Origin of the sequence: Microcoleus sp. B4-C2, from assembly GCF_036705265.1 — a bacterium.
GTDB lineage: Bacteria > Cyanobacteriota > Cyanobacteriia > Cyanobacteriales > Microcoleaceae > Microcoleus.
On record NZ_JAUBUB010000018.1, the window covers coordinates 1 to 26,000 of the forward strand.

26 protein-coding genes, 1 tRNA gene and 1 CRISPR repeat array are annotated in these 26,000 nt (G+C 46.8%); of the genes, 16 read left to right on the top strand and 11 right to left on the bottom strand.

From position 1 onward, the window contains the following. Nucleotides 1–102: 102 nt before the first annotated feature. Nucleotides 103–2,448: direct repeats of the CRISPR family, unit length 37 nt; unit sequence GCCGGAAAAAACCTAAAACCCTATCAGGGATTGAAAC. Nucleotides 2,449–2,535: 87 nt separating this feature from the next. The 3 genes from QUB20_RS08425 to QUB20_RS08435 form a co-directional block, all read right to left on the bottom strand. Then, nucleotides 2,536–3,738 carry a glycosyltransferase family 4 protein gene (locus QUB20_RS08425; protein ID WP_333248095.1) on the bottom strand — a complete coding sequence of 401 codons (1,203 nt, stop codon included), beginning with the start codon at nucleotides 3,736–3,738 and terminating at the stop codon, nucleotides 2,536–2,538. Nucleotides 3,739–3,973: 235 nt separating this feature from the next. Further along, nucleotides 3,974–6,292, bottom strand: coding sequence for an IMS domain-containing protein (locus tag QUB20_RS08430; protein WP_333248098.1), 2,319 nt, complete (start codon nucleotides 6,290–6,292; stop codon nucleotides 3,974–3,976). A gap of 342 nt (nucleotides 6,293–6,634) precedes the next feature. Beyond that, nucleotides 6,635–6,799 carry a hypothetical protein gene (locus QUB20_RS08435; RefSeq protein WP_333240015.1) on the bottom strand — a complete coding sequence of 55 codons (165 nt, stop codon included), beginning with the start codon at nucleotides 6,797–6,799 and terminating at the stop codon, nucleotides 6,635–6,637. 176 nt (nucleotides 6,800–6,975) lie between these two features. On the opposite strand from QUB20_RS08435, the gene QUB20_RS08440 reads away from it, so the two are divergent. From QUB20_RS08440 to QUB20_RS08455, 4 genes are all read left to right on the top strand, one after another. Further along, a complete protein-coding gene (locus QUB20_RS08440) occupies nucleotides 6,976–8,250 on the top strand; it encodes a transposase (protein WP_333248100.1) in 1,275 nt (424 codons plus the stop codon). A gap of 28 nt (nucleotides 8,251–8,278) precedes the next feature. Beyond that, nucleotides 8,279–9,316: a pyruvate dehydrogenase (acetyl-transferring) E1 component subunit alpha gene (gene pdhA, locus QUB20_RS08445; RefSeq protein ID WP_333053708.1), complete on the top strand. Its 1,038-nt coding sequence runs from the start codon at nucleotides 8,279–8,281 to the stop codon at nucleotides 9,314–9,316. Between the two features lie 242 nt (nucleotides 9,317–9,558). Then, nucleotides 9,559–9,810, top strand: coding sequence for a hypothetical protein (locus QUB20_RS08450; protein WP_333248102.1), 252 nt, complete (start codon nucleotides 9,559–9,561; stop codon nucleotides 9,808–9,810). An 85-nt stretch (nucleotides 9,811–9,895) separates the two neighbouring features. Continuing rightward, nucleotides 9,896–10,189 (top strand): hypothetical protein, encoded by a 294-nt coding sequence (locus tag QUB20_RS08455; protein ID WP_333248104.1) that lies wholly within the window; start codon nucleotides 9,896–9,898, stop codon nucleotides 10,187–10,189. 107 nt (nucleotides 10,190–10,296) lie between these two features. On the opposite strand, the gene QUB20_RS08460 is transcribed toward QUB20_RS08455, so the two are convergent. The 3 genes from QUB20_RS08460 to QUB20_RS28655 all read right to left on the bottom strand — a co-directional run bounded on the left by QUB20_RS08460 (nucleotide 10,297) and on the right by QUB20_RS28655 (nucleotide 12,036). Then, nucleotides 10,297–10,599 (bottom strand): hypothetical protein, encoded by a 303-nt coding sequence (locus tag QUB20_RS08460; protein WP_333291289.1) that lies wholly within the window; start codon nucleotides 10,597–10,599, stop codon nucleotides 10,297–10,299. A 35-nt stretch (nucleotides 10,600–10,634) separates the two neighbouring features. Further along, nucleotides 10,635–11,282, bottom strand: a complete 648-nt coding sequence (locus tag QUB20_RS08465) for an IS607 family transposase (RefSeq protein WP_333053712.1) — start codon at nucleotides 11,280–11,282, stop codon at nucleotides 10,635–10,637. Nucleotides 11,283–11,889: 607 nt separating this feature from the next. Then, nucleotides 11,890–12,036 (bottom strand): MrcB family domain-containing protein, encoded by a 147-nt coding sequence (locus QUB20_RS28655; RefSeq protein WP_445299385.1) that lies wholly within the window; start codon nucleotides 12,034–12,036, stop codon nucleotides 11,890–11,892. Nucleotides 12,037–12,373: 337 nt separating this feature from the next. Here QUB20_RS28655 and QUB20_RS08470 point away from each other — a divergent pair, with 337 nt between their 5' ends. The 7 genes from QUB20_RS08470 (at nucleotide 12,374) to QUB20_RS08500 (ending at nucleotide 17,312) form a co-directional block, all read left to right on the top strand. Continuing rightward, on the top strand, nucleotides 12,374–12,517 hold the full coding sequence (locus QUB20_RS08470; RefSeq protein WP_333272014.1) for a hypothetical protein: 144 nt from the start codon (nucleotides 12,374–12,376) through the stop codon (nucleotides 12,515–12,517). A gap of 9 nt (nucleotides 12,518–12,526) precedes the next feature. Next, nucleotides 12,527–12,724: a 50S ribosomal protein L35 gene (gene rpmI, locus QUB20_RS08475; protein ID WP_006634164.1), complete on the top strand. Its 198-nt coding sequence runs from the start codon at nucleotides 12,527–12,529 to the stop codon at nucleotides 12,722–12,724. 19 nt (nucleotides 12,725–12,743) lie between these two features. Further along, nucleotides 12,744–13,100 (top strand): 50S ribosomal protein L20, encoded by a 357-nt coding sequence (gene rplT / locus QUB20_RS08480; protein WP_190658174.1) that lies wholly within the window; start codon nucleotides 12,744–12,746, stop codon nucleotides 13,098–13,100. A 272-nt stretch (nucleotides 13,101–13,372) separates the two neighbouring features. After that, nucleotides 13,373–13,903, top strand: a complete 531-nt coding sequence (locus QUB20_RS08485; RefSeq protein ID WP_333231755.1) for a tetratricopeptide repeat protein — start codon at nucleotides 13,373–13,375, stop codon at nucleotides 13,901–13,903. Nucleotides 13,904–14,140: 237 nt separating this feature from the next. Beyond that, nucleotides 14,141–14,518, top strand: coding sequence for a response regulator (locus QUB20_RS08490; RefSeq protein ID WP_333053715.1), 378 nt, complete (start codon nucleotides 14,141–14,143; stop codon nucleotides 14,516–14,518). Continuing rightward, nucleotides 14,515–15,123, top strand: a complete 609-nt coding sequence (locus QUB20_RS08495; protein ID WP_333053716.1) for a chemotaxis protein CheC — start codon at nucleotides 14,515–14,517, stop codon at nucleotides 15,121–15,123. The genes QUB20_RS08490 and QUB20_RS08495 overlap by 4 nt, the downstream gene beginning before the upstream one ends. Beyond that, nucleotides 15,120–17,312 carry a diguanylate cyclase domain-containing protein gene (locus QUB20_RS08500; protein ID WP_333240023.1) on the top strand — a complete coding sequence of 731 codons (2,193 nt, stop codon included), beginning with the start codon at nucleotides 15,120–15,122 and terminating at the stop codon, nucleotides 17,310–17,312. Before QUB20_RS08495 ends, QUB20_RS08500 begins: the two co-directional genes overlap by 4 nt. Before the next feature lie 351 nt (nucleotides 17,313–17,663). Here QUB20_RS08500 and QUB20_RS08505 read toward each other — a convergent pair whose 3' ends face one another. After that, entirely contained in the window at nucleotides 17,664–18,149 is a 486-nt protein-coding gene (locus QUB20_RS08505) for a hypothetical protein (RefSeq protein ID WP_333248108.1), read from the bottom strand. A 613-nt stretch (nucleotides 18,150–18,762) separates the two neighbouring features. Between QUB20_RS08505 and QUB20_RS08510 the strand changes: the two genes are divergently transcribed. After that, entirely contained in the window at nucleotides 18,763–18,966 is a 204-nt protein-coding gene (locus tag QUB20_RS08510; RefSeq protein WP_333248110.1) for a hypothetical protein, read from the top strand. A gap of 93 nt (nucleotides 18,967–19,059) precedes the next feature. On the opposite strand, the gene QUB20_RS08515 is transcribed toward QUB20_RS08510, so the two are convergent. Together QUB20_RS08515 and QUB20_RS08520 are read right to left on the bottom strand one after the other, a co-directional pair. Beyond that, entirely contained in the window at nucleotides 19,060–20,778 is a 1,719-nt protein-coding gene (locus QUB20_RS08515; RefSeq protein ID WP_333248112.1) for an ATP-binding protein, read from the bottom strand. Nucleotides 20,779–20,800: 22 nt separating this feature from the next. After that, a complete protein-coding gene (locus tag QUB20_RS08520) occupies nucleotides 20,801–21,214 on the bottom strand; it encodes a hypothetical protein (protein ID WP_333248114.1) in 414 nt (137 codons plus the stop codon). Nucleotides 21,215–21,393: 179 nt separating this feature from the next. Between QUB20_RS08520 and QUB20_RS08525 the strand changes: the two genes are divergently transcribed. Then, nucleotides 21,394–22,440: a M42 family peptidase gene (locus tag QUB20_RS08525; protein WP_333248116.1), complete on the top strand. Its 1,047-nt coding sequence runs from the start codon at nucleotides 21,394–21,396 to the stop codon at nucleotides 22,438–22,440. An 87-nt stretch (nucleotides 22,441–22,527) separates the two neighbouring features. After that, nucleotides 22,528–22,600: transfer RNA gene (locus tag QUB20_RS08530), tRNA-Glu, on the top strand. Nucleotides 22,601–22,632: 32 nt separating this feature from the next. Here QUB20_RS08530 and QUB20_RS08535 read toward each other — a convergent pair. Both QUB20_RS08535 and QUB20_RS08540 read right to left on the bottom strand, forming a co-directional pair. Further along, nucleotides 22,633–22,776, bottom strand: coding sequence for a hypothetical protein (locus tag QUB20_RS08535; RefSeq protein WP_333291291.1), 144 nt, complete (start codon nucleotides 22,774–22,776; stop codon nucleotides 22,633–22,635). A 62-nt stretch (nucleotides 22,777–22,838) separates the two neighbouring features. After that, complete coding sequence (locus tag QUB20_RS08540) at nucleotides 22,839–23,330, bottom strand: helix-turn-helix domain-containing protein (RefSeq protein ID WP_333211210.1); 492 nt, start codon at nucleotides 23,328–23,330, stop codon at nucleotides 22,839–22,841. Nucleotides 23,331–23,552: 222 nt separating this feature from the next. On the opposite strand from QUB20_RS08540, the gene QUB20_RS08545 reads away from it, so the two are divergent. Together QUB20_RS08545 and QUB20_RS08550 are read left to right on the top strand one after the other, a co-directional pair. Beyond that, complete coding sequence (locus QUB20_RS08545) at nucleotides 23,553–24,407, top strand: hypothetical protein (RefSeq protein ID WP_333248118.1); 855 nt, start codon at nucleotides 23,553–23,555, stop codon at nucleotides 24,405–24,407. 64 nt (nucleotides 24,408–24,471) lie between these two features. Continuing rightward, on the top strand, nucleotides 24,472–25,917 hold the full coding sequence (locus tag QUB20_RS08550; protein ID WP_333248120.1) for a hypothetical protein: 1,446 nt from the start codon (nucleotides 24,472–24,474) through the stop codon (nucleotides 25,915–25,917). The last annotated feature ends 83 nt before the right edge of the window (nucleotides 25,918–26,000 follow it).

Genomic DNA, 26,000 nt, shown 5'->3' on the forward strand with positions numbered 1-26,000 from the left:
TGATTTTAAATCACCCTAACCTTCCTTCAGTCTTGTCTTATGGTACTCTGGCTGCTTAAAAACTGTCCGGAGTATTGATATAAGTAAAGGTAATCTAATTTAGCCGGAAAAAACCTAAAACCCTATCAGGGATTGAAACCCAGGAAAACTGGTTTACGCTGTTCGACGGGCAATGCCGGAGCCGGAAAAAACCTAAAACCCTATCAGGGATTGAAACACGCTGGGGAATTGGTTGCTCAGGGATTGATCACCGGCCGGAAAAAACCTAAAACCCTATCAGGGATTGAAACTAAAACAATCAGCCCCGAACAGTGGAAATGTTCAGCCGGAAAAAACCTAAAACCCTATCAGGGATTGAAACCATGTCAGTCCTCTTGTGGGATTAGCCACCGCTTAGCCGGAAAAAACCTAAAACCCTATCAGGGATTGAAACAAAATATACCTGCGGATACGTAGCAGTTGTCTTGGCCGGAAAAAACCTAAAACCCTATCAGGGATTGAAACAAATAGAAATAGAACTTTACCTTTCAGCTTTATGAGCCGGAAAAAACCTAAAACCCTATCAGGGATTGAAACGCTTAAACGCCGCTCTAGTCCCGTCGTGTCGCCGCCGGAAAAAACCTAAAACCCTATCAGGGATTGAAACCCAAAAAATCTATCCACTCGCACCAGTGGAAATTGCCGGAAAAAACCTAAAACCCTATCAGGGATTGAAACAAAGTCTAAATCCCTAAAAGTTGTTGCCGTTAAGCCGGAAAAAACCTAAAACCCTATCAGGGATTGAAACTTAACCAGATTTTTTGAGGCGCATTCCAGCTAAAAGCCGGAAAAAACCTAAAACCCTATCAGGGATTGAAACTAATCAACTCCCCGACTGGTGTGTTGAGTGTTTTGCCGGAAAAAACCTAAAACCCTATCAGGGATTGAAACGAGCTTGAAAAATGGCGATTTTCGTTTCACATCGCCGCCGGAAAAAACCTAAAACCCTATCAGGGATTGAAACCAATACTGGCGACACCTGCCAGAGCTAACGCTGAGCCGGAAAAAACCTAAAACCCTATCAGGGATTGAAACGAGTGAAAGCTTTTGTTGACTCTGAGCTTCGAGCCGGAAAAAACCTAAAACCCTATCAGGGATTGAAACGTAAGCATCCAAAAGCAAACTCGCACGAAAAATGCCGCCGGAAAAAACCTAAAACCCTATCAGGGATTGAAACTACTTGGCTTACAAAGAACAAGTCTTTTCGCTATGGCCGGAAAAAACCTAAAACCCTATCAGGGATTGAAACGATCGCCATAAGGCCGGCACTCATCGGGCCCGTAAGGATAGCCGGAAAAAACCTAAAACCCTATCAGGGATTGAAACAAGTCAGGAAGCCGAACGTGCGCGAATAATGAAAGGCCGGAAAAAACCTAAAACCCTATCAGGGATTGAAACTTTACGGCAAGCTGAAGAAGCTTTGGGGTTGACAGAGGCCGGAAAAAACCTAAAACCCTATCAGGGATTGAAACGCTCTTACTGATGTTTTTGGAGAAAGCTCAATCGGGCCGGAAAAAACCTAAAACCCTATCAGGGATTGAAACTAAATAATTTATCGAGAGTATCATACAATCTTTGGCCGGAAAAAACCTAAAACCCTATCAGGGATTGAAACGCGGAAGCGTCGGCGGCTATGGGTGTAGTGGATAATGCCGGAAAAAACCTAAAACCCTATCAGGGATTGAAACGTGTATTTTGGATTATGGTAGCGGGCGGGCAATCGAGCGCCGGAAAAAACCTAAAACCCTATCAGGGATTGAAACAATAAAGGCCGCGCTAGCAATCAATATGTGGGGGCCGGAAAAAACCTAAAACCCTATCAGGGATTGAAACATAGGCTAAGGATTTACTAGACTTGTCTTGCGCTGCCGCCGGAAAAAACCTAAAACCCTATCAGGGATTGAAACTTAGGGATTTACTTTTAGGAGTTTCCGGGCTTCGCCGGAAAAAACCTAAAACCCTATCAGGGATTGAAACCTCTTCCTGAAATTGCCACCAAGTCAGAGCTTGAAATGGCCGGAAAAAACCTAAAACCCTATCAGGGATTGAAACATAGTTGCAGCAAAATTTGCATCATTATTAATGGCGCCGGAAAAAACCTAAAACCCTATCAGGGATTGAAACTGTGAGCCAAAAATACCATCACCAAGTAGTGGAGGGAGCCGGAAAAAACCTAAAACCCTATCAGGGATTGAAACAATTGTTCTGTGTCAAACGGTCTAGGAAATTGAGCCGGAAAAAACCTAAAACCCTATCAGGGATTGAAACGGAAGCAACTAAGATTCCTGAGTATTTGTTAAGGCCGGAAAAAACCTAAAACCCTATCAGGGATTGAAACCTGTGATACTGATTCCGGCAGTCGGGTTAGGACTGCCGGAAAAAACCTAAAACCCTATCAGGGATTGAAACGGAATTGTAAAGTTTTCGCACGCCCTGGTGTTGGTCACTCTTGCCGGAAAATACCTATTTCCCCATCTAGGGCTTGAAACGCCCAAACTACAAAATTATTGGCTCAAAAATAGACCTCTCCTCTCTCTTTTTATCTCCTCCCATAACCTCAAGCAATCGATCGACTACGCGCCTCCAAGTAAAATTTTCAGCCACAAAAGCCGGGCCCGCAACCCTCGCTTTCGCAGCCAATCCAGGCTGTTCGATCGCCCTGCACATCAAATCAATCAAATGTTCCCCCTCTGGAGCTAAGATAAATAACGTTTCCCCGTCACTTACCACACTCATAAATTTACTTTCAATCCGCAGTGCAAAGTCCGATCGCGTAAAATCATCTGTAGCGCCGCCCGCCGTGCAAATAACCGGCAAACCACAAGCAGCAGCTTCCAACACCGGCAGATTAAAACCTTCTGCCAAATAGGGAGAAACATAAGCATCGGCTGCTTGGTAAAACTCAGCTATTTGAGCAAAAGATAGCTGGGTACCAGTATAAATTAATCTCGGTAAAACCCTCGCTCTTTCGGCATCGTTGAGCATAACTCGGCTGGCTTCAGCAATCTCATCTCTCGACGGATAAAGCAGTTCAGAACCTTTTAAAACTAATCTCGCATCTGGATATTTGTCAACTACCGCAGCGAAGGCTTTTAATAAAGGGCGAATACCTTTGCGATCCGTTTGTCCTCCGATGTTTAAAAATATAAAATAGTTTGACCAGCCGAAACTTTCGCGCAGCGATTGACGCCGATCGCCCGCAGCAGGATAATAAATCTTAGGATCGACTCCCAAAGGTACGACGGCAATGCGATCGGCCTCAACACCGCTGCGAATTAAGCCGGCTTTTGACCAGGCCGACGGTGTAATAATTTTTACTTCTGAGTTAATCTGAGTTTCTGCGATCGACTTAACCCCGATCGCCCTTAATCCTCTACGAGTAATAATACCCCATTCTGTCGCTGCAAATACCCAAGTTTCGGCGCTGCTGGATGCCCAGAAGTTCCACGGGCAGTACATTCGCAGCGTAACATCGGCTGACTGATTTACCGCCGGACTCTTAACGCTGCGGAGTAATGTTTCATTTGGGCGATCGAACAAACTAATTTTCGTCTCCCAAGCTGCATCTATGTAGGGCATATCGCGGTGGAAAAGCTCAATTTGTCCTCGCGGGCGATCGAGCATTTCCAGCAGTTGAAATTGATTGACTACGCAATAGGAATGATAAATAAAACGCCAGCCTTCAACAATAATCTGCACTTCAAAACTCCCGCTTTTGGAATTATATCATTTCCGGTAACACCGGAATGATGTTGACTGTTCACTGTTCACTTTCAACAGTCAACAGTCAACAGTCAACAGTCAACAGTGAACTCGAATTTACTATTCCGATGCTAACGGATTTGATATTAAAAACTCACCTAATAATCAGAAATTGGGAATTAGTAATTAGCAAGCAGAAATTACCAATTACCAATTACTAATTACCAATTTCTTACTTAATCACTTGCCAATCCATAATCCGCCACTGTCCCTCTTGGCGGATCAAGTCGTAGCGCACCCGCAGGTTTTCATTGCGGGAAGAAACGAGTTGAGAACGATCGAACACTTCGGCTTTTTCCGCTACTTGGGCATCTACTTGGGCGCGATCGGGATTAGTCGGATTTGTGGTAACTCCATTAACTTGCAGCTTGTGTACATAACGCTGGTGCGCGTTGTTACGCTGTTGAGCTTCCGCCATCAATTGCCAGCGAGACAAAGCCGGTTCTGTGAGAACTTGCTTTAATTCTTCGACAGCGTGATTGGGGCCCAAAGCCGCTGCTTTCGCCGATAGCCAGCTTTGAACTATTTGTCCGGCTGATTCCTCAGTGATTGCTCCCGATACTGCGCCTGTGGCGCTCGGTTCTGGGGTTGCGGCCAAGGCAGGGATTTCTATGGGCGGTTCTTCCAGGCGAACGAGGGCTTGCTCTCCTTGGAGGGGGCCTGATAGGGCTTGCATCGCGCTAGCCAACAGACTGAGTATTAACCACAGGAATAACAGGCTCAGGACACCTGCCACTAGAAGCAAAGCCAGCTTGTTTGGAGGCATGGACTTGACTTGGGCGGTAATTTCTGTTGCCTTGGTGCGCGCTCGATCGACAAAATCGCCCTTTAGCCCCTTGCCACTTGCTCCGCTGCGCCCTGAATGTTGGCGTCTGCGATGTTTGGAAGTCGATTCTGCAGGGTGTGGCACTGTAGCTATCGGGAGAGAGACAGGGGCAACAGCGCTCGGCGTGGCCACCGTTGCCGGGGATTTCGTTCCCGAAGCTGCGGTGGAAGCCTCGCCCGGTACGGGGGTCAAAGTGACCGTACTGGCTCCCTGCTTGGCTGTGGGTGGCTGTGCGGGTATGGCAGCGGGCGATCGGCCTGCTGTCGGTTGCAGTCGCCCTGGCTGCTTGCCGGCGCGGGGCTGCACGACGACCCATTCGTTGGCGGTTTCTGCGTCTTGTGGCAAAGCTTCTAGGTAAGCTTGTACTTTCGGGTCGGCAAAGTAGTCTTTCAAGGACACTGACTCGTTGGCCAAGTCGCGGAAGTGGGGAAACACTTCTTCTTGTAGCCAGTGTTCGGCGTACAAGCACAGTCCGGGCAACAAGTCGGGTGAATCTTGGGAATGTTCGCGAATGAAGGCCAGGGGTTCTTTTTCCGAACTGAGTTCGAGGGCTCTGCTGGCTTCTTCTGTCTGGCCCAGCAGCAGGGAACAGACGGCTTTTTCCAGGTGAACGTCTTGGCGGCGACCGAGCTGCATCAGCATCAGCTTGGCCCGACGGATCATCGATGGCTGTCTGGCGGCAAATCCTTGGGCTAACAGGGTGTAGACCGAGAGGTAAGTGGCGACTGCGGAGGGGCGACCGGCTTCGGCTTCAAATAGCGCCTGCTGCTCGCTGCTAGTTAGGTGTTTACGCATTTGCTGCACGAACCGGAGGAAGTCTTCTATTCCTAAACCTGATCGATCGTCTCCCGAACCGTCGATACCGCCTCGTTCTTGAAGCATTTCTCGCAGGATTTCCAGTCCCTTGCGACGCTCAGCGACTTTTTCTTCGGGAAGTGATAATAGCTCTAAAATGTTGTACGGACGGAGTTTGTATATGTCGGCTTGCATTTCACCCCTCACGCTTGCAAATAGGCTTTCGCGCAGCAGCAATTCTTGACCTGCTTCTAATGATTTTGCGGCATTTTCGTACTGACCTTGCTGCCACTGTTCGCGGCCGAGTTCTAGACAGGCAAGGCTGACGGTTAAAACTATATCTGGCCTCACGAGCTGCGGGTCGCCGAAACGACCTTCTGCGATCGCGATGCTGCCATTGTTAAGATACGGGCGACCCAGCTTCTGTACGAGTTCGTATTCTCCCAGTTCTTGCAGTATGAGCAGGGCTCCTACGAATTGGTTGTCATCGATTTCAATACTTGGAGTGTGGGGGTCGGGAGCAGCCTCTAAAGCCTTGGACTCTGCCGGAACGGTTTCTCCTGCGTCTTGCAGGAAGGTGGCCGGGCCTGCTGAGGTTTTTGACCTCTGGTGCTTGGCTTCCTGTGCCGCTTCCGACTCTCGATCGTAAGTTTTGGCTAAAAAACTGGCATCGTAAGCTTTGCGCCCCTCTGAGTCTGACAGAACGGCGCAGGCTTCATCGAGCAGTTGTTTGCGGGCGACGATCGCAACTTCGGAATACTCCCGGCGCGGAAGCTGTAAAGTTCGATCGCGGTGAGCCTGCTGCAACTGTTCGGCAGTAGCTTGAATCGGTAGACCCAAAATCCGGTAGTAATCTAGTGGAATTAACATAAGTTAAAGAACTGTCCACTTCCCCAAAGCGCTAGCAACTGAATTAGCCTATCTTAAGTGACATACTCCCGCAAACCAAATCAAAAATTCTGGTGTTGGCTTCCAACCGCCCCATTCACGGTATGTTGGACTTGCCGTAGAGATACTCTGATTTTTTTCCCTCTAGGGCGTTTTACAGTGAGGAAAATGCAAAGGCCCATGGCCCGTCAGCTAAATGAGTAGTTTGACTCTTGAGCATTTTCGGGTTTGAGAGTAATGGAATTATATCATTCGTGTGCATGGGGTTTAGATGGGAGTTTGTTCTCCGAGTCCCGGCAATCCGCCCCGATGGCCAAACTCATTTTAACAATTGGTGAACTGCTGCGGAGTCAAGGTGCGATCGTTTTCGGCTGCGGTTGTGTCCCATCTGGGTTTAAACTGAGATGTTGCACCATTGTGAATAAGCCTTTTATGAACGGGTTCTCCGGCCCGTTCCACAAGAAAATCTATTCTTTGTGGAACAGGCATCTTGCCTGTTCTGGAGAATGGTGCAAGATGTGGGTTTAAATTTAGATGTCTAGGAAACCGATCGTCGGGTATTATAAAACTTCATTAAGATGGTAAGCATCAATAAACAATAGGACTATTATATAGTCACGAGAGTTAAATGAAATTTTTTCGCTCGTTACGAATGGAGAGTCTGGATGCAACTAACAGAACGACATATCATTAAATCTACGGAACACCGTTTCCCACTGATTGATGAATTAGCTTTTAAATCCAAAAATCTCTACAATGCCGCTAACTACGTCATTCGTCAGAGTTTTATCTATGGATGGGGCTATATCAACTACAACGAAATGAACCGTTTGATGAAGCATCATCAAGCCTACAAGGCTTTACCTGAATCGGTTAGCCAACAAATCTTGATGATATTGGATAAGAATTGGAAATCATTCTTTGAAGCGGTCAAAGCTTACAAAGCCGATTCCTCTAAATTCACCGGTGGCCCAAAACTGCCGAAGTACAAAGATAAAGCTAAAGGGCGAAACATTCTTGTCTACACGATTCAAGCGATTAGCACTACACAGTTGAGAAAAGGAATTATCAAGCTTTCGGGTACGAAGCTTTTAATCAAAACTCAAGTCAATTCCGCTCAAATTTGTCAAGTTAGACTGGTTCCCAAATGCGATTCCTATGTAATTGAGGTGATTTATGATGAACCGGAGTCCACCGTTAGTAACGGCAACTCTGTAGCTAGTATTGATTTAGGATTGGATAACTTAGTGGCGTTAACTTCAAATCAGCCGGGTTTTATCCCTCTGTTGATTAACGGGCGACCATTGAAATCAATCAACCAGTTCTACAACAAACGTAAAGCACAGTTACAATCTCAGTTGAAAGGAAGCCGCAAGAGTTCACCCCGCATTCAACGCTTAACTCGCTGGATCCACCAAAAAGTCAATAATTACTTGCATCACACAAGTCGCCTAATTGTTGACCATTTGGCAGCGAAACAAATTGGGACGCTAGTAATTGGTAAGAATGCACAGTGGAAAACCGAGATTGATTTAGGAAAGCAAACTAATCAAAACTTTGTCAGTATTCCTCACGCTCGATTAATTGAGATGTTGGAATACAAGACTCGGTTGGTTGGGATTAAGGTGATCGTGCAAGAAGAATCTTACACTTCGCGCGCAAATTTTCTGAATCTAGACCCAATCCCTGTTTACGGAAAAACCGATAAAGACCCTGTGTTCCAGGGTAAGCGAATCAAGAGAGGTTTGTACAAAACATCAGTCGGTCAATTAATTAATTCTGATGTTAATGCTGCGTATAACATCCTGAGAAAAGCAATCCCAAATGCCTTCAGCAATGGGATAGAGAGCTGCGTAGTTCAGCCGAGGCGGGTTAATCCGCTCAAAGTGAAAGTGAAGGGGGAGGGACTTGACGCCTCCCATGTCCTGTGCAATAAATGACTATACTTTTGCCATCTATTAATTATTTATGGTTCAGGAACGGACTTTACCAGTTTTTGACGCGCAAAGCGTAACCATTTCTCGGGATGAGGGCTTGATGCTCTACGAGGATATGGTCTTGGGGCGCTATTTTGAGGACAAGTGTGCTGAGATGTACTACCGGGGCAAAATGTTTGGTTTTGTCCACTTGTACAACGGTCAGGAAGCTGTGTCTACTGGCGTGATTCGATCGATGCGCCGGGATGACACCGATTACGTTAGCAGCACCTACCGCGATCACGTTCACGCTTTGAGCGCGGGCGTGCCGGCGCGGGAGGTAATGGCGGAGTTGTTCGGGAAGGAAACTGGTTGCTCGAAGGGCCGCGGCGGTTCGATGCACATGTTTTCGGCAGAACACCGACTGTTGGGAGGTTATGCTTTTGTGGCTGAGGGGATTCCTGTAGCTACCGGGGCGGCTTTTCAATCGAAGTACCGGCGCGAAGCTTTGGGGGATGAGAGTTCCGATGGCGTGACTGCTTGTTTTTTTGGCGATGGTGCTGCAAATAACGGGCAGTTTTTTGAGTGTTTGAATATGGCGGCTTTGTGGAAGTTGCCGATTATTTATGTTGTGGAAAACAACAAATGGGCGATCGGGATGGCCCACGAGCGAGCTACTTCTGACCCGCTGATTTACAAGAAGGCTCATGCTTTTGGCATGGCTGGTTTTGAGGTTGATGGGATGGATGTTTTGGCGGTGCGGGAAGTGGCGAAGGAAGCTGTGGCGCGGGCGCGGGCCGGCGAGGGGCCGACTTTGATTGAGGCTTTGACTTATCGCTTTCGCGGCCATTCTTTGGCCGATCCTGATGAGTTGCGTTCTAAGGAAGAGAAGGAATATTGGTTCCCCCGCGATCCGATTAAGAAGTTGGCTGCTGAGTTGATCGATCGAACTTTGGCAACGGCTGAAGAATTGAAAGAGATCGATCGTAAGATTCAAGCAGTAATTGACGATGCAGTGGATTTTGCTGAGAAAAGCGCTGAACCAGATCCTAGCGAATTGTATCGGTTTATCTATGCAGAAGATGAGTAAGCTGTTGTGCATTTAACTTGTATGTTTAGGGCGGGCTCTTAGGCCCAACCCCTACTCCCCACAAGAGTGATAGAACCCCGTAGGGATACGGCGAAAGCCTTTGTCCCTACTGCACTTCCTAAACCAGAAATACGCTGTAAGACTTACGTACAAACTCTACTTGTAGGGTGTGCATTGCGAACCTTACAACCATCAATTAGGGCTAGAATCAAAGGTAGACTTTCTAGACGAAAAGAGGCGATATGATAAATCTCGATCGCGCTCAAACTCAATCCCGCAAAAATATGGGTGCAGTTCGAGTCAAAGTCAAGCTAACGAATGCCTTTGATGCAGAGTTAGTCAAGAGAGGATTGCTCAATCCAAATCTGTTGCGCGTGTACGAAGCAGAAGCACTCATAGATACTGGTACGGTACGCACAGCTATTCCTGTAGAAGTCTGCGAACACCTGGGTTTAAGAATTAGGAGTCAATCGATTTTAGATTTTAGATTTTAGATTTTAGAGGCGACCCCACAGATAAATGCGGGGGCTCTTCTGATTTTCGATTTTCGATTTGGGATTGATTCCACGGATAAATCACGTGGCAACTACCACCTTTGAAATGGGTGGTCAGGAAATAGCAAAATATGCTGATGGCCGACAAGAAACAGTGGGTTTTACTGGGCCGATTATCATTGAAATGCAAGGGCGCGAAACGATTGATGCGGTAATGGTTTTAGGCGATATCATAATCATCGGTCACACTGTGTTAGACACTTTCGATTTGCTAGTAGATTGCAAAAATCCGCGTCTAATTCCCAATCCCGAAAATCCCGAAAGGTTTGTATTGAGAGTTCACTACTATATCCAACTTCAATACCTCCCCGGAGGCTAAGCTGTTCGATCTTTAAAGGAGGATAGTAGGGGGCCCAGCGTCAATAAGCGTTTCCCATGTATAGTAAGTGTTCGCGAATGGCGCACCTTACCTGGATCGTTAATGGTTTAAATGCTCCACAGCTTAGCGAATTTTGGATAACCTGCTTTCCCCGAACGATATCGACTAAACGCATCTTTCAAGTCAATCAAAGCATTTTGATAAACTCGACTATACAACTGGTTCATCCAAACGAATTTAGGCTGTTTCTTGACGTGGTTGGTGAGAATTTTTTTGACTTGGTTGAGTACCTTGGAGTCAGAAAGCTTCCCATCGCTATACATTTGGGTTCTCCGGCTTAATCCACAATTAAATACTACGTGCCAAAATCCTAGGTGTTTGGCCACCAAGGTTGCTTCATTGTTATTCAATTTTAGCGATAGTTTGACGCCAAATATAGTTAAACTTACTTGGAGCTGCTTACTTGATTCACTATAGAGGAATCCGAACAAGGATCTATACCCTCTACAATATTCTTAACTTTAGCTTTGTATTTCCGCAGTCCGTAGAGGCGGGAAGAAAAACAGTGGATTATGGAAAGCAAGTCTTGAGTCAATTCTTCATGCGGTGAAAGGCTTTCGGCGTTGGCGACGATAATTGTCCCGCCATTCCACTCTAGAATTTGCTCGACAAGTTCAAAACCAAATCGGCACAGGCGATCTTTATGGGCCACGTACAATACCCTAACATCGCCCAGCATCGCCCATTGTAAGATTTGCAGAAATTTGGGACGTTTGAAATTAAGTCCACCCCCAATCTCCTGAATGGAGTCTGTGATAGCAACTCCTTGCGCCAAGCAGAATTGTTCCATAGCTTGTGTCTGACGAAGTAAGTCTTGTTTTTGTCCAGTGGACGAGACGCGACAATATACGATCACCCGATGGGGTGGCGTTTTACCGGTTTTGAGGTTCCGGACTATATTTAGGTGACTTTCTGAATAAACACGCTGGTTACCCAGTGTCCTCTCAGGGATTAACTTGCCTTCCTTTTCCCAGCGCCGTAACGTAGAGCTTGAGACTCCCACTAATTTTGCGAATTCTGCCACTTTCCACATAGAACTTTCTCTCGGCGATTAACTATGGATAAGTTTAGCAAATTATTTGACACTTAAGTCTTGCTCAAATGCCATAGTAACCCCTAATCATAAGGATGGTCGCATCGGGTGAGCGACATCCCCTAAGCTGTGGAGCATTTAAACGAGTAACGAGGCTTAGGATCGGGAATTAAATAACTTACAATTTTAATTGTTATTGTGGGATGGGCCTAAGAGCCCGTCCAAAAAGGACGGGCTCTTAGGCCCATCCCACTTTCAAGAGTGGTAGTTATTTAATTCTCATTCCTTATGTGGTGTTAATCGGTAGGGTGCGGATCTGCTTCATATTTGATAAAGATTGTAGATTGACGGGTGTATCTGCACCTTACTCGCGTCTCTCTTCTTGTGTGTACTACATATACATGGAATATGCTGTATTTCTTTGATCTGCTATTCCTTGATTGAGAGAAGGATAAATTTCCGAGAAGTAGGCGCGAAATAAACACAGTAAAACCGGGAGCATCTCAATGAAAGCAGCTAAGCTAGAAATTGGAGTTTTGAGGCTCTCTTGCTGCGGAGCAGGAGGCAGGAGGAAAGAGTCAGAAGGAAGCAGCCAGAAGAAGTGTTTTTACAAATATGAGATGCTCCCGTAAAACCACGACTGGAAACTCTCAGTTACAAGGTTGTTAAATATTGCTATCCAAGGAACTTTTGCCCAAGAATCTTTCCCGGCTGAAGCTTTTACGCTATATTTCGGGTAATTCCAATTAAGCACTTATTGATTTCGCCAGTACATTTATGACATATAGCCTTTCTCAGAAAGATGGAGTACGCCAAAACCCTGTGTTATCAAGCTTTTTTAGTGGAATTGTGTACCTCATTTACCCCAGAACCGCTATAATTAGCAAAGTAATGTCCGTTGAAGTTGTCATTACTGAGCAATGGATATTTTCCAGGGATTTTTTCCATGGGATATGTAAGCGCCCGAATCAATAATTAAGGTTGGATATTCAATTTAATTATCCTGCCTCACGAACAGCTTTCAAATATTAACTCTGTTGATAAGGCTTTATGATACCGCAACGGCAGTATAACATTTTATACTATTTGTTATGCAGCAAACAACCACAAGATTAGCCGATCGCCCGATCGCCCCTCCTGTATATCGCAGTAAATACAGTGCCGCCCCCAACCCGCAAATCTCCCTTGCAGAAAGTACCACAAATGTGATACGGTTGAAGCTTGTGTCCAAATAACACCAGTCCATGCCAAAACTCAAAACTCGCAAAGCAGCCGCAAAGCGCTTTAGAGCGACCGGCAGCGGTAAAATTGTGCGCCGCAAAGCTTACAAAAGCCACTTGCTACAGCACAAAAGTTCAGCTCGCAAAAGCCGTCTCTCTAAGCTGGTCGTCATCGACGAGACCAACGACGCTAACGTGCGGTTAATGCTTCCATACTTGTAAAGTTTAACGGAAATTAAAGATGACACGGGTAAAACGCGGTAATGTCGCCAGAGCGCGCCGCAAAAAAATTCTCAAATTAGCCAAGGGTTTCCGAGGCGCACAGTCGAAACAGTTCCGCACAGCTAACCAACGGGTGATGCAGGCCCTGCGTAACGGTTATCGCGATCGCAAAAAACGCAAACGCGATTTCCGCCGCCTGTGGATTGCTCGGATCAATGCTGCATCGCGCCAGCACGGCACGAGCTACAGCAGACTGATCGGCAACATGAAAAAAGCCAACATCGAAATCAACCGCAAAATGCTGGCACAAATGGCGATCATTGACCCGGCAACATTCGGTAAAGTCGTGGAAATGGCTAATCGAGCCGGAGGCTGAAAGTTAGCTTGATTTTCAGAAGGCAGAAAGCAGAAGTAAGAAAGATTTAACGGTCTGCCAGAGAAGGAAAACTCCTGATAAATTTAGGAGGTTGAGACAAACTTTCCTTCTTTGTTCTTACTTCTGGACTCTTGCTTTTTCAGAAATCGCGATCGGGCCAGTCGATCGCTATTTCGTTGTTTTTTATACAGTTGCAGAGGCAGATATCAGAGATTTCTACTGCCTTAAAATAAATAAAACCTTCCACAGACCTACCTAATTTTAAGAAAAACATGGATAGTAATTTGCTCATTATTTACTTGTCAGTCCTGCTCGCTATACTCGGCAGCACTTCCTGGTTTGTGGTGCGCCAGATTCTCAAAACTCGGAAGCTGGAAATGTCTCTGGAACGCTTAGAAAATAAGCTGACCGTAGAAAAAGGAACAGCGCAGGAATACTACGAATTAGGAAGTATCTATCTAGATAAGAAGCTTTACTCCCAGGCGATCGTACTGTTTCAAAAAGCCCTGAAAGCCAAAGACTTAGAAGGCGAAGAAAATCAAGCTGTTATCTACAACGCCCTCGGTTTTGCACACTTTGGCCAAGAACAGTACGACATCGCCATCCGCAACTACAAAGAAGCCCTGAAGTTGCAGCCAGAATACGTTACATCTCTCAATAATCTGGGTCACGCCTACGAGCGCAAAAAATTAACAGCTCAAGCCTTGGAAATCTACGAACAAGCTCTCGCCTGCGAGCCAGACAATACCACGGCCAAACAGCGAGTAGAGTCCCTCCGGAAGCGTTTGGTAATCTATAATTGAGCGCCCATGTTAGGAGCAATAGAGATCCCGCAAACCTGGTTTCATTCAGAAACCGGGTTTTTTCTTCACATAGTCCAAGATACTAAACTATCCAATACATTAATGCGTTAGTTTTTAAGAACAGGAATTGCAAGTGAAGCTCGATCGCACACCGTCTCAGCACTTTAAATTACTGTCAAGATAAAAGCAGTACCTGCAACGCCGGTCAGTCCTAAACAATAGAAGGAGGAGAACGTAGTGACATCAATTCTCGTTGTCGAAGATTCGTGGTTGACTCGCAGGGTAATCTGCAAAATCCTGCGAGCAGAAGGATACGAGACTTGGGAAGCATCCAGCGGCCCAGAAGCTCTAGAACTGCTCGGCACTAAAACCCCAAACTGTATGCTCTTGGATTTGCTGATGCCGGAAATGGAAGGTAGGGAAGTCCTGCAAGCCATGCGCGATCGAGGATATAAAATTCCAGTGATCGTCATTACCGCAGACATCCAAGCCAGCACACGCTCCGAGTGCATGGAACTCGGAGCCCTAGCAGTCATTCACAAAATGCCCAACTCAGACGAACTAATCGGGTGGATCAAAAAAGCTCTCAGTGTCAGCGAGGAGAACACCCAATGAAATTAAGCACTCGACAGCTCGATGCTTTGCAAGAACTCGTCAACATCGGGATCGGTCAAGCCGCAGGGGTTTTGAACGACATGATCGACTCCCCGATTCGCTTGCAAATTCCCTACCTTCAGATTCTGACTCCCATCGACGTGGCAGAAGAGTTAGAGCAACACCTCAACGGCGAGCAAATCGCCGCTGTCCAGCTCAAATTCACAGGCTCCTTTGGAGGCATTGCCCAGCTAGTCTTTCCCACAAACAGCGCTGCCCTGCTGGTGACAATGCTGACAGGGGAAGAAGCTGGAACTCAGGATCTCGATTCAGTCAAAATTGGTACGCTAAGTGAAGTGGGAAATATTGTAATTAATGGGGTCATGGGTGCAATCAGCAACGTACTTCAGCAGCGCCTGAACTATTCAATTCCCACTTATAGCGAAGGGACGATTGCTAGTTTGCTGATATCTGGCGGTTTAGCTACTGATACAGTTGTTTTATTAGCCCAGACCAGTTTCATGATTGAAAGGCTTCACATTGAAGGAGATATCATTCTTATTTTCAATGTTAATTCCTTTGACACCTTGTTGACTGCTATCAATCAACTTGCCGGGGGTCTATGATTGAGGAGAGCAAAAGTATTAAGGAAAAGTTTGGGGTTCTCGACAGCGTACCAGTCGGCGCCTGCTTGCTGCAAGATGATTTTGTGGTGCTGTTTTGGAACACTTGTCTCGAAGAGTGGACTAAAATTTCCCGCAGCCAAATATTGGGAACAAAGATCACAACCCATTTTCCTCACCTGAGTCAGTTAAAGTACGCCACTCGCTTCAAGCAAATCTTTGCAGGAGGCCCGCCAACAATTTTTTCTTCTCAAATTCACAAACACCTGATTCCGGCAACTTGGCAAGACGGCCAGCAGCGAATTCAGCAAACTACTGTGACTGCTGTGCCGGCCGTAGAGGCTGGCATTGAAGAACAGGAGATTAGAGACTGGGTTCTCCATACTCTTGAGTTGGAATCAGACGGTACTGTCGGCTCCCGATCGTCAAGAAGTGCTTTTGTGTCTAGGGAATCTCCACCCTCAGTTTCGTCATCAATATGGCCGGGGGTCAATGCCCCATCGTTCTACGCGCTGCTGGTGATTCAAGACGTGACCGACCTCACCCATCGCATCCAAGCTTACCGCACAATGCGGGATCAAGCTGTGGAAGAAGTGCAAGTGCGTCAGCGGGTGGAGGAAGAATTGCGATCGAGCCAGCATTTCATCCAGCAAATTGCTGACGCGGCGCCTTATTTGCTCTACATCTACGATTTGACCCAACAGCGCAACGTCTACGTCAACGGTCAAGCTTCTAAATTGCTGGGCTACACTCCCCAAGAAATTTTACAGATGCAAACTGCTTTGTACTCCAGTTTGGTGTACCCAGAAGATTTGCCGAGGCTCAAAGCCCACCAGAAAAAATTTCCCTCGACTCAAGACGGGCATATTTTGGAGTTGGAATATCGGCTCAAACATCGATCGGGCCAATGGCGCTGGTTTCGCTGCCGCGACCAAGTTTTCGCCCGCACAGCCGACGGCTGTCCCAAACAAATTTTCGGCACCGCTCAAGATATCACTGAGTACAAGCGGGCAGAAGAGACGCTGCGGCAGCAGAACGAACGAGAACTGCTGATGGCGACGATTACTCAGCACATCCGCCAGTCTCTGGATTTGGGCGAAGTGCTCCGCACAACAGTGACAGAAGTGCGTCAGTTCCTTCAGGCCGATCGAGTGATGATCGTCCGCTTTAACACCTGTACCGGCAGTTTCGGCGCCGGCCCGGCGACGGGGGCGGTGACAGTGGAATCTGTAGCTGCCAACTGCCAGCCGATGTTGGGGGAAACCCTGGAAAATTTCTGTTTTGACCAGTTTTATCTCGAAGCGTACCAACATCGAGCGATCCGACCGATCGCCGATATCTTGGCTGCAGATTTGCCACAATATCAAATTGACTTGCTCGCACAATTCGCGGTGAGAGCTTATTTGGTTGTGCCTTTAGTGCAAGGAGACGAGTTGTGGGGGCTGCTGATGGCCCACCAGTGCAGTCCCCGGCAGTGGATGCAGTTGGAAGTAGAGTTGCTGTCTTCTCTGGCCACCCAGTTGGCGATCGCCATCAAGCAAGCAGAACTCTACCAGCAGTTGCAAGCGGCCAACCTCAAGTTAGAGCGTTTGGCAACTTTAGACGAACTCACGCAGCTAGCCAACCGCCGCCGTTTCGATCAGTATTTAGAAATGGAGTGGCACAGACAAGCCAGGGAACAAACGCCTCTGTCCCTGATTCTCTGCGATATTGATTCTTTTAAAAGCTACAACGATACTTACGGGCATCAAGGCGGAGACGAATGTTTGCGACAAGTCGCCGCGGCGATCGCCGATGCAGTCAATCGGCCAGCAGATTTAGTAGCTCGCTACGGAGGCGAAGAATTTGCCGTTATTTTGCCCAATACCGCGATTCAAGGCGCGGTGTTGGTAGCCGAACACATACAGCTCAAAATCGCAGCTTTGGAGCTGCCTCACGCTGGTTCTCAGGTGAGCCCCTACGTCACTCTCAGCCTGGGCGTAGCGAGTATTGTTCCTGGATCTGAATCGGGAGCCGAAATTCTGATTGCAGCAGCCGACCAAGCGCTGTATCAAGCTAAACGACTTGGGCGCGATCGTATCCAACTTTACCAGCCCGATCCTGCTGGCAAGCCGAATGGCACAGGCACTTCGATACTTCCTGTAGATTTTTCTCTACCTAATACTAATTTACCCTCTCCCACTAGCGCTTGAGGAATTGCCATATTTGTGGATTCCGAGTAGTTATGCCACTCCGCAAAAAAAATGCCACTGTAAGCCCGCGATCCAAACCCTGATCTCCCTCTGCTGTAACTTATCACCACAACTCCAGCACAACCAACTTTCTTTCTGAGCTCCGTTACATCAGAAGAAAGCGAATCCGTTGCCGAACTTCCTTCTTCAACATCTGCTATATCCTTGAGGGTTGCAGGTTCGGGATGCTAAAGAAAGGTTTTGCACAAGTTGCCAAGTATCTCGATCTTCAAATAACAGCCATTCTGCACTTTCGCAGTATAATTTGGCTAAATCGACGCTACCACCAATTCGCTCGATCGCCCTACGAAATTATATCATTGGTATTTCGCCGCTTTCGCTAACTGTCGATCGGGTTTTTGCCGAAACTTCCCGAATGTCGAGGACTACTTTACCATCTCGACATCCTACTGCTTCCATAAAATATGTAAAATTTGCGATTTGAGATTGATGTTTGAGATAATTTTCTAGGTATGGAGTAGCTTCGTAGGCGTGAATTACGGCTTGGGGAAATCTGTTCCTCGCAGCAATCGGAAATAAGCCGACATTGGCTCCAATATCAATAATTGTTGTCGTCAGCGATTCAGATAATTTCTCGACTCCGTAGCAGTCGTCTAAAAGCACTTCTATAAATTCTCCGTCCATGCCTTTCTCTAAAGGCACGTTTACTTGATGCAGTTTTCCTTGCACAATTAATTGTTCGGGTAATTGAAAGTTAGCAACTCTGTTAAATTTAATCCCTAAATTTTTTGCTCTAATTTGGCCCTGCACGAGTTGCTGAAGTTTATGGACAAGCATAGGGAGAGATGGAGATTTGTTTTCATTTTTTTAACATAACGTTCGATGATGGAAAAGCCTCTAAGGATCGCGAATTAAATAACTTACAATTTTAATTGTTATTGTGGGATGGGCGTTCCGCCCGTCCACTCATGACGGGCGGGACGCCCATCCCACACACTTGTGGAAGTTATTTAATTCTCATTCCTAAGTAATAAGCTGTTCGGCATTTAAAGGGCTTGCGTAAGGTGCGTCAGCATCTAAGGTTTTCCGTTTCAGCGTAAGGGTTCACTCCTGACGCACCCTACTAGCCTCCTTACTGGTTTAAATGCTCCACAGCTTAATTCACATTTTGCACCGCTTGTAAATCGAGTTGAACTCTGCAAATTCAACCTGAAGGCGATAGTTTTAGTCAACCAATCCGGCTGATTCCGAGTTTGTTGAGAAGGCGCTAGATATCATTACAGAGAGTTATTTTTTTGTTCATAAGAGTAAATATGCTTTAATATATGTCAAAAGGCGCTGCAAAACACGGAATTGAAAAATGTTAGAGTGCGATCGACTGCTCCCAACAATTGAACAGTTAGTAAGGCTCCACTTCGCCAGGGCTGCGGAGTCGGAAATTAACTAGCGGTTGAGGGAAAAATTCGCCAGCCCGCGAGTGAATGCTTGGCTCGATCGTGCAAACAATGCGATCGCCCTAATTCCCGACCGCAATCCCCAAAAGTCGATCGCCCTTACCGCTGGCAAAGATGAAATTCGCACCCTAGAGAATCTAGCACTGATGCAGGCTCTATTCGATAACCACTCAGAGTGCTTCCTATCCTGGATACAGTAGACTTGTTGCCTGAATCAAGTTAACAGAGGTTTGTGCTGCTGACAAAAAGCCCATTATTCTCAAACGCAACATTTGTTCTTGAACACCTGGGTTTTAGCACCTGCTTGTACGTCCGGTGAGGCTGGCCACCACCGCCACTAACTCGGCAGCATCTACGGGTTTGGTCAAATGCATCTGAAAACCTGCTAATAGTGCCTGCTGACGATCGTCATTCCGGGCATAAGCCGTCAGCGCGATCGCGGGTAGCCTACCGCCCTGCAGCGCTTCAAGTTGACGCAACTTGCGGATCAGCGAGTAGCCATCCTCATCCGGCATCCCAATATCGCTCACTAAAACATCGGGGCTGCGATCAGTTGCGGTTTCGATAATGGTCAATGCCTCCTTGACCGAAGCCACAGCCATGACATCAGCACCATACTTTTCCAGAATTGTACTCAGCAACTCTAGCGCGTCAGCCTCGTCCTCTACCACTAAGATTTGTAAGCCTTCAAGGGTGGGCGAGGCCTGAAACCTCCCATTCGCCTCGACGATCGAGTTTAATGGCTCTGGATCGCTCGGTGGTAGATGGATAATCATCACCGGCAGTTTGACTGTAAAAGTCGTCCCCTGTCCTATCCCTGGACTCACTACCGTTACAGTCCCGCCATGTAATTCAACTAATTGACGCACAATGGCTAACCCTAAACCCAACCCCCCATAACTGCGAGTAGTCGTGCTGTCGTGCTGGCTGAAGCGATCGAAGACAAACGGTAGAAAGTCCGAGCTGATGCCTGCCCCAGTGTCGCTGACAGTAATTTCAACATGGGAATTAACCCGCTGCAAACGAATCTGGACTCGCCCGTCTTTAGGGGTAAATTTGAGGGCATTAGAAAGTAGATTCCACACAACTTGCTGCAACCTATCGGCATCACCCAAGAGCGGGCCAGCTTCAGAATCGAGCACGCTTTGCAGGCGAATAGACTTTGCCTCAGCCGCCAATTGTACAGACTCAATCGCCGATTCAATCACCGGCACGAGGTTGACAGGCCGGACTCGGAGGCGCAGTTTACCTGTGATGATGCGAGAAACATCGAGGATGTCTTCGATGAGCTGGGCTTGAGACTTTGCGTTTCGCTCGATCGTCTCCAAAGCCCGCGCCACCTTATCCTCACTCAGGTTTTTTTGCCGTAACATCGTTGACCATCCTAAGATCGCGTTGAGAGGAGTTCTGAGTTCATGAGAAAGAATCGAGAGAAACTCATCCTTGGCACGGTTGGCGGCCTCTGCCTCTGCCCGAATTACTTGTTCACGCATCAATAATTCGTCTTTGGTGCGATTAGAAGCTTCCAGTTGGGCTGTGCGTTCCTGCACCCGTTGCTCTAGTTCCACATTAATCGCCTGGATACGGCGGCGACTCTCTTCTAGTTCCTGGTTTGTAAGGGCGAGTTGAGCTGGACTTGGCGCATCAAGCGCCACTGGAATTAAGGGAATCAGTAAAAAGGTGAACGTATAGAAAGACCAAACACCAGTGAGAGCTTTGATCAGTCCTGAAACCCAATAAATGGGGTGCCAAAGTGTCACTATTCCCATTAGGTGCGTCGTGCCACATAAGGCAAAGATAAAAAAGAAACCCACCAGCAGCATCACGGTGTGAGCAGGCAGATCCTTACGCTCATTCGTAAAGTAAACAATGGCAAACGCCACCGAGTAATAAGCGAGGGTAGTCAAGGCATCGGACGTTAAGTGCAGCCAGACTAACCCCGGTTTCCAGAGGTAACAATGCCCGTGAGGAATGAAATTATTAGAAAAGAAGGTGCTCAAGAGGTCAGGCATATTAGTTTACGGCACTGTCAAGTTAATTTAGGGGGGGTGTCATCAATTCAACCCGATGACGGCAGCAGCCAGAAGAATCGCACGCCGGAAAGTTCACAGCCCTAGGGTGATAGCGCGTGGCGATTGCCTGATACTGCTTGAGCTTGGGGAAAAAGTTCTCAATCAAATGACCGGCTTTGTACAATTGAGCATCGTAAGTTTCCAGGGTCTTGCAATTGCGGCGAGGTGAAATGACGGTGATCTTCCCCTCGACATTGAGGCGGTCAATCACACGCTGATCTGGATCATAGCCCTTGTTAGCCAGCAGTGTATCCGCCACCAGTAATGGCTGCAGTTGGTCGCCTCCTGCTCGCGTCACCAGTTTGTCGGGGGGTGAGGTGAAACTCCAACGGATTGCCCAACGCATCCACGCGATCGCATGAATCTTGTTACTCAATCGCCCTTTGCTGCGTCCAATTGCTTCATTCCTACGCTCCTCAAAAAGCTCAGCAGGAAGATGTTTCTTTCAAGTGGGAAAATGCCTGAATTAAAACTAAGTGTACCGCCGGGGAAATAGTAGGTAAATGTGCTTTAATATATGTCGTCAAAATTCGCTCCTAAAAACGAAAATAAAAAATGTTAGAGTTCGATCGCCTGTTCCAAACAATCGAAGAATTAGTAATGCTGCACTCACCCAGCGGTGCGGAATCGGAAATTAACCAGCGGTTGATGGAAAAATTCGCCGCCCTGGGAGTGAATGCTTGGGTCGATCGCGCGGACAATGCCATCGCCCTAATTAAGGGTCGCAATCCCGAAAAGTCGATCGCCATTACCGCCCACAAAGACGAAATTGGGGCCCTAGTTAAAACAATAGGCGAGAGTGGCCGCGTGGAAGTCCGCAGATTGGGCGGCTCGTTTCCTTGGGTTTACGGCGAAGGCGTGGTGGATTTGCTCGGAGACAAGCAAACAATTAGCGGCATTCTCAGCTTCGGTTCCCGCCATGTTTCTCACGAATCTCCTCAGAAAGCTCAGCAGGAAGATGTTTCTTTAAAGTGGGAAAATGCCTGGATCGAAACTAAGTGTACCGCCGAGGAATTAGCCGAGGCCGGAATTCGACCGGGCACGCGGATGGTGGTGGGAAAGCACCGCAAGCGCCCGCTGCGGTTGAAGGATTGGATCGCGAGCTACACTCTGGACAACAAGGCTTCAGTGGCGATTTTGCTGGCTCTGGCGGAATGTTTGAAAGAGCCTGCGGTGAATGTTTATTTGGTAGCGTCGGCGAAGGAGGAGGTTGGGGCGATCGGAGCTTTGTATTTCACGCAGCGCCAGCCGTTGGACGCGCTGATCGCTTTGGAAATTTGCCCTCTGGCGCCGGAATACCCGATTCGTGACAGCGAAAACCCGGTTTTGCTGGTTCAGGACGGCTACGGAGTCTACGATGAAGGATTGAACGCCCAATTGCGCGCAGCCGCAGCAGCAGCCGATGTAGAGGTGCAGTTGGCCGTAATTAGCGGTTTTGGGAGCGATGCTTCGATCGCCATGAAGTTCGGCCACGTAGCCCGCGCCGCTTGTTTGGCTTTCCCCACCCAGAACACCCACGGCTTTGAAATTGCTCATCTCGGGGCGATCGGCAATTGCGCGGCCATCCTCAAAGCCTACTGTGACGTGCTTTGGGACGAGTAGAAAAAAAAGTTTCGCAAAGTAGTTGACAGATTGGGAAAGATTAGTTAAGGTAATAAAGGTGCGGAACACAAGCAAACGCAACGACCCGCCCCCATCGTCTAGAGGCCTAGGACACATCCCTTTCACGGATGCGACGGGGATTCGAATTCCCCTGGGGGTATTGAAAATTTAAGTCTGATATCAAATTGATATCTAGTATGTGGGGTGGGCATTTTGCCCGCCCTTATTGCTATTCGGTTTAACATTAAGCTGATTTGATCGCACATCTTGCACCATTCTCAAGAACAGGCAAGATGCCTGTTCCACAAAGAGTGAATTTTCTTGTGGAACAGGCATCTTGCCTGTTCATAAACAAGTAATTGAGAATGGTGCAACATCTCAGTTCGATCGCACTTTCGTTAGTTTGCACCATTGCCATTGATATCGAAGTTTTCTATAATGGGAATTTCTGAAGGTGAGGAGGCGACTATTCGCAGGTTTATATCAACTATGATTTGATTTTTATCAACAACTACATTTGCTTTTTTTATTAAGAATTTTATTGGTAAACAATCACCTGATTCAGGTTCGGCAGATGGCTGAGTTTTATATCCTGCGTCCTCCAGCCATTCACAAATCTTCCTCCAGTTTTCTACTTTTTCATCAGCTTTACCTACAAGATTTTTTACGTATTGGTATAAAGTATTACAGAAATCTACGGCAATTCCCTTGGGGTTTTTACTGAGTCTTTCGGCAATTTCGGCGGGACTGTAGCCGCAGAGTAGACCCCGTAGATGTTGTTTCTCTGTGGGCGTGAGCCGCTTTCCCTTGGCGGATGCTAGGTCTGTGTAAAGAGTTTCTAAGTCCCAGTCGCGGGCAGCTTCGGGGAAGCGATCGTTAGAGGATGCCATTGCAGGGGATAGGTTTCTGGATTTTTTATAATCAAAGTCTAACACGATTCCTAATGCTTATTAGTTTCTTTGTTAAAGGTAGTTAGATTAGGATCAGGGAAAGCAGGATCGTGATTAATTTTACACCTGGAATCGGGGGAAGGCTCACTGCTTGCGCGGTAGAGTTATCTGCTGGACAGAGTTATCAACACAAACTCCTCATAATTAGGTATTTACCCGTAAATGTTTAACCACGAATACAAAAAAGAGGCACAAGAGAAACTGCGCCGTGCAGTAGAAAAGTACCAAAGAGATTGTGAGTATTTACAAAATGCCGCTGGAAGTCTTTATCAAACGCGAGTTAATCGTGGGGTTGAGATTATCCAACTATGCGAAAATTACATTAACACGCTGGCCAATTCGCCAAAAGAATTTAGCAAAGTTGTTACAAAACTGAAGTTTCAGCTCAAGGAAATTACTGGCGAAGATTGGGATCTAATTTATTCGGCTCATAACAGCAATGTAGCCGCCGCAGCAGGTGGTGCCGGAGTCATGGCTGGAGCAGGAGTTGCCTGTTTTGGGCCAGCAGCAGCAATGGCAATTGCCACAACTTTTGGAACAGCCTCAACAGGTACTGCGATTGCTTCTCTTTCCGGTGCAGCCGCCGTTAATGCTGCTTTAGCCTGGTTAGGAGGTGGCGCTCTTACTGTGGGTGGTGGCGGTATGGTGGCTGGAAATGCACTGCTGGCACTAGCAGGGCCGATTGGCTGGGGGATTGGTGGTGTAGCTTTGGCTGGTAGTGCTTTTTGGACAAGTAGCGAGAATGAGAAAATTGGGAACGAAGCCAACAACCGCGCTCTTGAAATTGAAGGTGACACAGCTAAAGTCAACATAACCAAGAAAGAAGTCAATCTTCTTGAGGGGGAAACTGTCAAACTAGCTAACTTGATTCAAAGTGAACTGCAATACTTCAAGCAGAATGCACCTTTGAATTACCTGAATTTTAGCCAAGCTCTCAAACAAAGGCTGGGGACTTTAATCAATTCCATTACTTCCCTGAGCGAGTCTATTAAAAAGACCGTAGACCTGAAAATGTAATTATAATTTGGAGTGCAGCATTATCCTCTAGCAATTAGGGAGTAATGCTGCTATTTTTTTAAACATGGAAAACAGAGAAGATAGACATCTGACAACTCAATTCGTTGCTGCAATAGTAGCCCAGGAAAATCTGCGCCATGCAGAACAGCTTGCAACGGAACTCAGTAAACAAGACCGAGCGTTTTTTGCAGCGGTCGGAGAGATTGATAAAGTTCGTGATTTTGTAGGTAGTCCCGAAAAAATTCTGGGAAACACAAGCACAAAACACGGTGAAATAGCTGAGCAAGTGGAAGTTGGTATTCGCAATGCAAAATCTCTTTTGAACTCCTCTGAAACTCGCGCTACTTTTGAGGGAGTGGGTAGAACAGCACCGGAAGATTATTTAATTGATGGTATTAAAGTACAGTCTAAATTTGTGAATGGGGTTGGCAATAATTTAGACCACGTTCTCGACCACATGAAGAAATACGAAAACTTTGGCAGAGATGGGTCATATTACCATATCCCTAAAAACCAATATGAAATTATTGATAAAATATTGAAAGGGCAACAAGTCGAGGGAATAACAAGTCGTACTGCTCAAAAAATACAAGAAAAAGCTCAAGAAATAGAGCAGATGTCGGGTCGTCCTTTCAGTCAGACTGTTCAAGCTGGATCGTCTAACTATGAAGATGTGCAAATAGGCAAAGTTGACGATACGCTAGACCGCAAAGAGCATGAATTAAAGCAAGAACACAAACAAATTAAGGATGGGATACGCTACGAGGCTCAACCTACTCTGGCTGATTTTGGTAACGTTGCTGTTAAAGGCGCGGTTATTGGTGGTAGTATTCGATTTGCTACTAAGCTTTACGCTAAGTATAAGCAAGGTAAAAACGTTTTTAAGGGTGAGTTAACCCCCGAAGACTGGCAAGAAATTGGAATTGATACCGCAAAAGGAGCTGCACTTAGTGGTATATCGGCAACAGTTATTTATGGGTTAACCAATTTTACCCAAATGTCTGCACCTTTAGCTGGTGCTTTTGTGAGTGCAGGCTTGGAAGTTGCTAGTTTAGTCGGTAGTTTGAACCGAGGGGAAATTACTGCCGATCAATTCGTTGAATTAAGTTTATTTGCTTGTGCTGATTCAGCCATTGTTGCTGCTGGAGCTACTATCGGACAAGCTTTGATTCCGATTCCTGTTGTTGGCGCTGTCATTGGTGCGATCGCGGGTCGAATCGTGACTGGTTTTTGCAAGCAGTTATTGGGGGAAGACACTCATCTTGCTCGACAAGTAGAACAATATTATCAGCAGTCCCTCGCTCAAATTGACCGAGCTTACAAGGGAGTTGTTGCTAATCTTGTTTCTACCTACGAACGACTGGGCAATTTAGCAGAAGCAGCTTTCGATCGTAACTTAAACCTTGACTTGAGATTGCAAGCTAGTATCGAATTAGCTGAAGCCTATGGCGTTCCTGATTCCAAGATTATTCACAATGTAGATGAGCTTGACTCTTTTATGCTGGGTTGAGCGAATACAAAGGAAATCAAATTTAGTATTGTTAACGCAGATTTAGTATAAGGTGCGCCGCAGCGCACCCTAAAGAATTAGAT